6 protein-coding genes are annotated in these 7,136 nt (G+C 67.7%); 1 reads left to right on the top strand and 5 read right to left on the bottom strand.

Annotated elements, in window-relative coordinates:
* Positions 1-88: 88 nt before the first annotated feature.
* From CCN72_RS12950 to CCN72_RS12970, 5 genes are all read right to left on the bottom strand, one after another.
* The gene (locus CCN72_RS12950) at positions 89-1,228 is read right to left on the bottom strand and encodes a DUF475 domain-containing protein (protein ID WP_086807653.1); all 1,140 of its coding nucleotides are present in this window, start codon (positions 1,226-1,228) and stop codon (positions 89-91) included.
* Positions 1,229-1,297: 69 nt separating this feature from the next.
* Entirely contained in the window at positions 1,298-1,876 is a 579-nt protein-coding gene (locus CCN72_RS12955; RefSeq protein WP_037661547.1) for a TerD family protein, read from the bottom strand.
* Between the two features lie 97 nt (positions 1,877-1,973).
* Positions 1,974-2,549 carry a calcium homeostasis/redox stress adaptation protein gene (locus tag CCN72_RS12960; protein ID WP_037661546.1) on the bottom strand — a complete coding sequence of 192 codons (576 nt, stop codon included), beginning with the start codon at positions 2,547-2,549 and terminating at the stop codon, positions 1,974-1,976.
* Between the two features lie 138 nt (positions 2,550-2,687).
* Positions 2,688-3,146, bottom strand: a complete 459-nt coding sequence (locus tag CCN72_RS12965) for a peroxiredoxin (protein WP_037661544.1) — start codon at positions 3,144-3,146, stop codon at positions 2,688-2,690.
* A gap of 121 nt (positions 3,147-3,267) precedes the next feature.
* The gene (locus CCN72_RS12970; protein WP_037661542.1) at positions 3,268-3,705 is read right to left on the bottom strand and encodes a DUF3052 domain-containing protein; all 438 of its coding nucleotides are present in this window, start codon (positions 3,703-3,705) and stop codon (positions 3,268-3,270) included.
* 460 nt (positions 3,706-4,165) lie between these two features.
* On the opposite strand from CCN72_RS12970, the gene aceE reads away from it, so the two are divergent.
* Entirely contained in the window at positions 4,166-6,913 is a 2,748-nt protein-coding gene (gene aceE, locus CCN72_RS12975; RefSeq protein ID WP_085564539.1) for a pyruvate dehydrogenase (acetyl-transferring), homodimeric type, read from the top strand.
* The last annotated feature ends 223 nt before the right edge of the window (positions 6,914-7,136 follow it).

Raw genomic sequence — 7,136 nt, forward strand, 5'->3', positions numbered from 1 at the left:
TCCCGCCCCCAGGTCGTCGTCCGCATGAGTTCGGGGCGGCCGGCCGTGCCCGCCGCCCCGAACAGAGCGTTCCTCATGGATCAGGGTGTCACACCCCGGAGGGGACCTCGGCCTTCTCCCCGCTGCCGCCCCCGGCCGCTTCGAGGGCCCGGTTGCGCCGTACGGAGGACCAGAAGGACAGGGCGATCAGGACGACGCCGACGAGGCCCGTGATCACCTCGTTGATCTCGTACTGGATGGTGACCATCAGGATGATGGCCAGGGCGCCGATCGCGTAGTGGGCGCCGTGCTCCAGGTAGACGTAGTCGTCGAGGGTGCCCTGGCGGACCAGGTAGACGGTGAGCGAACGGACGTACATCGCGCCGATGCCGAGGCCGAGGGCCATCATCACGATGTCGTTGGTGATGGCGAAGGCGCCGATCACACCGTCGAAGGAGAAGGATGCGTCCAGGACCTCCAGGTAGAGGAACATGAAGAACGCGGCCTGGCCGGCCAGCAGGACGGCCGACTTCTTCTTGCCGGTGCGGGCGGCCTCTTCCTCCTCCTCGTGCGCACGCTCCTCCTCTTCCTCCAGGCGTTCCTCGAAGAAGCCGGAGAGACCGCCGACGATCATGTAGGTGATCAGGCCGGCGATGCCGGAGATCAGGACCGTCTGCGCCTTGTCGATGTGCGCGCCGCCGTGCTGGTGGGCGTGGGTGGCGAAGGTGAAGGAGGTGACCAGCAGGACGATCAGGGCGATGCAGACCGACAGCATGTCGACCTTGCCGAGCTTGGCCAGCGGCCGCTCGATCCACTGGAGCCACTTGATGTCCCGGTCCTCGAAGATGAAGTCCAGGAAGATCATCAGCAGGAACATGCCGCCGAAGGCCGCGATCGCCGGGTGGGCGTCGGTGACCAGCTGCTGGTAGCGGTCCTTGTCGGCGAAGGCGAGGTGCACCGCGTCGATCGGGTTGAGCTTGGCAGTGATGGCCACGATGACGACGGGGAAGACCAGCCGCATGCCGAAGACGGCGATGAGGACGCCGACCGTGAGGAAGATCTTCTGCCAGAAGGCGTTCATCTTCTTCAGGATTCCGGCGTTGACCACCGCGTTGTCGAAGGACAGCGAGATCTCCAGGACGGCGAGGATCGCCACCACTCCGAAGGCCTCCCACCCCCCGTAGAAGACGGCGGCGACCAAGCCGAGCGCGGTGACCGCGAACGACCAGCCGAAGGTTTTCAGTAGCACTGGTTACCCCATCGTGTTGTGGGGGCGCCTCCCATTCCCATGAGGGTCTCCCCCGCGCCGAGCACGGCTTTACGAAACGTTGACCCCAAAGTCTAGAGCGATGCCGCGCAGCCCCGACGCGTACCCCTGACCGACCGCCCGGAATTTCCATTCGCCCTGGTAGCGGTACAGCTCGCCGAAGATCATGGCGGTTTCGGTGGAGGCGTCCTCGCTGAGGTCGTACCGGGCGAGTTCTTGACCGTCCGACTGGTTGACCACCCGGATGAACGCGTTCGAGACCTGTCCGAAGGTCTGTCCGCGCTCGTCGGCCATGTGGATGGAAACCGGGAAGATGATCTTCTCGCACTGGGGCGGGACCTTGGGGAGGTCCACCAGGATCGACTCGTCGTCGCCCTCGCCCTCACCCGTGAGGTTGTCGCCGGTGTGCTCGACCGAACCGTCCGGGCTCTTGAGCTGGTTGTAGAAGACGAACCACTCGTCGCCCATCACCCGGTTGTTGGCGCCGCACAGCAGCGCGCTGGCGTCCAGGTCGAAGGGGGCGCCGGTGGTGGAGCGCGCGTCCCAGCCGAGCCCGATCATGACGTTGGTGAGGTTCGGTGCGGCCTTGGAGAGGGAGACATTGCCTCCCTTGGCGAGCGTCACGCCCATGATTGCTGGTCCTCCCCTGACAGTGCTTCCTGTTTCCTGCGCGTCCGGCGCCGGCCGTAAACGGCGCGGCGCCGGACGGTGTCCCAGCTCCCGGACGTCAGACGTTGACGCCGAAGTCCTGGGCGATGCCGCGCAGCCCGGACGCGTAGCCCTGGCCGATGGCGCGGAACTTCCACTCCGCGCCGTTGCGGTACAGCTCGCCGAAGACCATGGCGGTCTCGGTGGAGGCGTCCTCGCTGAGGTCGTAGCGGGCGATCTCGGCCTCGCCTGCCTGGTTGACGACGCGGATGAACGCGTTGCGCACCTGGCCGAAGGACTGCTGGCGGTTCTCGGCGTCGTAGATCGACACCGGGAAGACGATCTTGTCCACGTCGGCTGGCACGCCGGCGAGGTTGATCTTGATCTGCTCGTCGTCGCCCTCGCCCTCACCGGTGATGTTGTCACCGGTGTGCTCCACGGAGCCGTCGGGGCTCTTGAGGTTGTTGAAGAAGACGAAGTGCTGGTCGCTGATGACCTTGCCGGAGTTGTTCAGCAGCAGCGCGCTCGCGTCGAGGTCGAAGTCGGTGCCGGTCGTGGTGCGCACGTCCCAGCCCAGTCCGACGATGACGGCGGTCAGGCCCGGGGCCTCCTTGGTCAGCGAGACGTTGCCGCCCTTGCTGAGGCTGACTCCCACGAGTCCTCCATGTGGTGTCGAGGGGCGGGGAGCCCCGTCGTGCTTCGGATATGGGATCAACGAGCCGATCCTAGTGACGAGTTCCCGCCCCCCGCAGACCCTGGACCCGAAGGTTCCCAGGTTCGGCCGACCGGCCGACTAGAGGGTGTCGAGCGCCTTCACGTACTCGTTCAGGTCGCGCGCGTCCGGCAGTCCGTTGACCACGGTCCAGCGCACGACGCCGTCCTTGTCGATGATGAAGGTGCCCCGCACCGCGCAGCCCTTGTCCTCGTCGAAGACGCCGTAGTCGCGCGAGACGTTGCCATGCGGCCAGAAGTCGCTGAGCAGCGGGTACTCCAGACCCTCCTGCTCGGCGAAGACGCGCAGGCTGTGGATGGAGTCGTTCGAGACGGCGAGCAGCTGGGTGTCGCGGTCGGCGAACTTCGGCAGGTTGTCACGCAGCTCGCACAGCTCGCCGGTGCACACGCCGGTGAAGGCGAAGGGGTAGAAGAGCAGGACCACGTTCTTCTCGCCGCGGAAGTCGGCGAGCCGCACGGTGCGGCCGTGGTTGTCCTTGAGCTCGAAGTCGGGCGCCTTGTCTCCGACCTGGATCGCCATGTCGTGCTTCCCTTCGGTGGGCTGTTCGGGTGAGAGCACAGCAAACGCTCTGGTCCACCCTACGCAGCGATCACCTGGGTTCCGGACGGGCCGGGGCGAGATCCGGCCCGTCCGGTAGCGGTCACCGCTTCGACTTGGCCGCCTTCGGCGTGGCCAGCCGGCTGCCGCTCCAGTCCTTGCCGACGCTGACGCTCTTCGCGGCGGTCAGGCCGGCCGTCGTCGCGGCTTCCGAGATGTCGCTCGGCTCGACGTATCCCGAACGGCCGGTCTTCGGCGTGAGGAGCAGAATCGCGCCGCCCTCTTCGATGTACGTGGTGGCGTCCACCAGCGCATCCGTCAGGTCGCCGTCGTCGTCCCGGAACCAGAGCACGACGGCATCGGCCACGTCGTCGTATTCCTCGTCCATCAGGTCGCCCTCGACGGCTTCCTCGATGGCCTGGCGGAGTTCCTGGTCGACGTCGTCGTCGTAGCCGATCTCCTGGACCACCTGTCCGGGCTGGAACCCCAGCCTGGCGGCAGGGTTCGTCCGCTCCTCCGCGTGGTCCGCGGTCGCGCTCACGGGTTGCCTCCTGATCATGTCTGGTGAATATCTCAGCCACGCGCGTGCGCGAAGCATTGGCCGTAGTCCACACGGGCGGGGCGGATAGCGCAAGTACCCGGCCGTCCGGACCGCCGAAACGGTGACGATACCGGCCGTGTCGTGGCAACTCCTGGCACCGTATCTCGATTCCTCGCCACCCACATCACCCGCATGTGCCCGGTTTGCGTTCAGCGGAATCATCCGCGCATGGAACCATCGAACAACTTTGCCAAGCGCGTCACACCCCGGGCGTATCGTTGCGTTTTGACCGGCGGTGTGCTCCGGCGGTACGCGGGGTGGCGCAGGTGGAGATGACGGACGTCCCCCCGAGGTACACGATGGGGAACGGCGCGGGCACTGGCAGTAGGCATGAGCGGCAGCGTCTACGAGCAGTAGGCACGAGCAGCGACAACCGGCCCTCCGACAGGTAAGGAACAGCGTGGCTTCCGGATCCGATCGCACCCCGATCATCATTGGCGGCCTTCCGAGTCAGGTTCCTGACTTCGATCCCGAAGAGACCCAGGAGTGGCTCGACTCCCTGGACGCGGTCGTGGACGAGCGCGGCCGGGAGCGGGCGCGCTATCTCATGCTGCGGCTGATCGAGCGGGCCCGCGAGAAGCGCGTGGCCGTGCCCGAGATGCGCAGCACGGACTACGTCAACACGATCCCGACCAAGAGCGAGCCGTTCTTCCCGGGCAACGAGGAGATCGAGCGCAGGATCCTGAACGCGACGCGCTGGAACGCGGCCGTGATGGTCTCGCGCGCCCAGCGCCCCGGCATCGGAGTGGGCGGGCACATCGCCACCTTCGCCTCCTCGGCGTCCCTGTACGACGTGGGCTTCAACCACTTCTTCCGCGGCAAGGACGAGGGCGACGGCGGCGACCAGGTCTTCTTCCAGGGCCACGCCTCCCCCGGCATCTACGCCCGCGCCTATCTGCTGGACCGGCTCACCGAGAACCAGCTGGACGGCTTCCGCCAGGAGAAGTCGGCGTACCCGAACGGGCTGTCCAGCTACCCGCATCCGCGCTCCATGCCGGACTTCTGGGAGTTCCCGACGGTCTCCATGGGCCTGGGCCCGCTGGGCGCGATCTACCAGGCGCGGATGAACCGCTACATGGAGGCGCGCGGCATCGCGGACACCTCCAAGTCGCATGTGTGGGCGTTCCTCGGCGACGGCGAGATGGACGAGCCGGAGTCGCTCGGCCAGCTCACGCTCGCGGCCCGGGAGGGCCTGGACAACCTGACCTTCGTGGTCAACTGCAACCTCCAGCGCCTGGACGGCCCGGTGCGCGGCAACGGAAAGATCATCCAGGAGCTGGAGTCGGTCTTCCGGGGCGCCGGCTGGAATGTGATCAAGCTGATCTGGGACCGCTCCTGGGACCCGCTGCTCGCGCAGGACCGGGACGGCGTCCTGGTCAACAAGATGAACATGACGCCGGACGGGCAGTTCCAGACGTACGCCACCGAGTCGGGCGCCTACATCCGCCAGCACTTCTTCGGCGACGACCACCGGCTACGCGCGATGGTCGAGAACCTGAGCGACGACCAGATCCTGCACCTGGGCCGCGGCGGCCACGACCACCGCAAGATCTTCGCTGCGTTCAAGGCGGCCGATGAGCACAAGGGCCAGCCGACGGTCATCCTGGCCAAGACGATCAAGGGCTGGACGCTGGGCCCGAACTTCGAGGGCCGCAACGCCACGCACCAGATGAAGAAGCTGACGGTCGACGACCTGAAGCGCTTCCGGGACCGGCTGCACCTGCCGATCTCCGACCGGGAGCTGGAGTCCGGCCTGCCGCCGTACTACCACCCGGGGCGGAACTCGGAGGAGATCCAGTACATGCACGACCGCCGCAAGGGCCTCGGCGGGTACGTCCCCACGCGCGTGGTGCGCTCCAAGGCGCTCGCGCTGCCGGACGACAAGGCGTACGCGACCGTGAAGAAGGGCACCGGTCAGCAGTCCATCGCGACCACGATGGCCTTCGTACGGCTGCTCAAGGACCTCATGCGGGACAAGGAGATCGGGCGGCGCTTCGTACTCATCGCGCCGGACGAGTACCGCACGTTCGGCATGGACTCCTTCTTCCCGAGCGCGAAGATCTACAACCCGCTCGGTCAGCAGTACGAGTCGGTGGACCGGGAACTGCTCCTCGCCTACAAGGAGTCGCCGACCGGCCAGATGCTGCACGACGGCATCTCCGAGGCGGGCTGCACGGCCTCGCTGATCGCGGCGGGCTCCGCGTACGCGACGCACGGCGAGCCGATGATCCCGGTGTACGTCTTCTACTCGATGTTCGGCTTCCAGCGCACCGGCGACCAGTTCTGGCAGATGGCCGACCAGCTGGCGCGCGGATTCGTCCTCGGGGCGACGGCGGGCCGTACGACGCTCACCGGCGAGGGCCTGCAGCACGCCGACGGGCACTCGCAGTTGCTGGCCTCCACGAACCCGGCGTGCGTCGCGTACGACCCGGCGTACGCCTACGAGATCGCGCACATCGTGCAGGACGGGCTGCGCCGCATGTACGGCAGCTCGGCGGAGCACCCGCACGGCGAGGACGTCTTCTACTACCTCACCGTCTACAACGAGCCCATCCAGCATCCCGCGGAGCCGGCCGGGGTGGACGTCGAGGGCATCGTCAAGGGCATCCACAAGCTGTCCGACGGTCCCGGCGGTGCGGTCCCGGCGCAGATCATGGCGTCGGGCGTCGCGGTGCCGTGGGCGCTGGAGGCGCAGCGGATCCTCGCGGAGGACTGGAACGTACGGGCCTCGGTGTGGTCCGCGACGTCCTGGAACGAGCTGCGGCGTGAGGCGGTGGCCTGCGAGCAGCACAACCTCCTGCACCCGGAGGAGGAGCAGCTCGTGCCGTACGTGACGCGCAAACTGAGCGGTTCGGAGGGGCCGTTCGTGGCGGTGTCCGACTGGATGCGGTCGGTGCCGGACCAGATCGCGCGCTGGATCCCCGGTCCCTACCAGTCCCTCGGCGCGGACGGCTTCGGCTTCGCCGACACGCGGGGGGCGGCGCGGCGCTTCTTCCACATCGACGCGCAGTCGATCGTGGTGGCGGTGCTCACAGAACTGGCGCGGGCGGGCCGGGTGGACCGCTCGGTGCTGAAGCAGGCGATCGACCGGTACCAGGTGCTGGACGTGACGGCGGCGCACCCGGGGGCGGCGGGGGGCGACGCGTAGCGGTGCCGTAGGCGCAGCCGAGTGGCCCCGCAAGGGGCTGCTCGGCTGCGCGACAAGCCACGACGGATCAGCCGCAGACGCGCACCGCCCCCCTCCTGCCGTGCGCGTCTGCAAACCCGGCTGCCGGTGGAACTCTGTCCCGGCCCGGCCGCGCCGCGCCAGCGAACGCCCCTCACATCACCCGGCCGGGCGACCGGGGTCAGATGGCCGGGGTCGGATGGCC

It is taken from the genome of Streptomyces murinus (assembly GCF_002154555.1).
Taxonomy (GTDB): domain Bacteria; phylum Actinomycetota; class Actinomycetes; order Streptomycetales; family Streptomycetaceae; genus Streptomyces; species Streptomyces murinus.

Coding starts and splice junctions, on each gene's coding strand:
- CCN72_RS12955 (WP_037661547.1), bottom strand. CDS start 1,876: ATGGGCGTGACGCTCGCCAAGGGAGGCAATGTCTCCCTCTCCAAGGCC.
- CCN72_RS12965 (WP_037661544.1), bottom strand. CDS start 3,146: ATGGCGATCCAGGTCGGAGACAAGGCGCCCGACTTCGAGCTCAAGGAC.